Source organism: Nocardioides cremeus (assembly GCF_030518195.1).
GTDB classification, from domain to species: Bacteria; Actinomycetota; Actinomycetes; order Propionibacteriales; family Nocardioidaceae; genus Nocardioides; species Nocardioides cremeus.
In genome coordinates this window covers 1-340 of sequence record NZ_JAULSC010000132.1, presented here as the reverse complement: position 1 = coordinate 340, position 340 = coordinate 1, and the positions used below count along the sequence as shown (strand labels likewise).

At 53.5% G+C, this 340-nt stretch carries 1 protein-coding gene; it reads left to right on the top strand.

What is annotated here, in order from left to right:
• Nucleotides 1–29: 29 nt before the first annotated feature.
• Nucleotides 30–340: hypothetical protein (locus QWJ41_RS20925; RefSeq protein ID WP_302710406.1), on the top strand; the 311-nt coding region annotated here is incomplete at its 3' end.

Here is a 340-nt window from a genome sequence, read left to right as displayed (position 1 = left end):
CTCGCCTGGTGAAAGATGCTGTGCCGCTAGTGCGCAAGCCGGTCCCTACTAGGACTAAGCAGGAAGTCGCCTACCTCATTGAAACCGCTTCACGCGGCCAACTACCTGCAAAACACGAGAGTGCCTGGTACTCCTTTGGCTTCGTCTGCACTACGAACGAAGAAGACGAGCGACGCCTCGCAGGCCTCTACGCCGTCCTCATCCAGGAAGCAGACAGCCCAGAAAGCTTCCACGAGCTCCAAAACGCCCTAGAAAGGAACGATCTAGTGACTCTATTCGATACAAAGGGATTTAGAAACTTCCGCGAACTTTCTACTCACTTAGAAACTTTCCTCGCCAC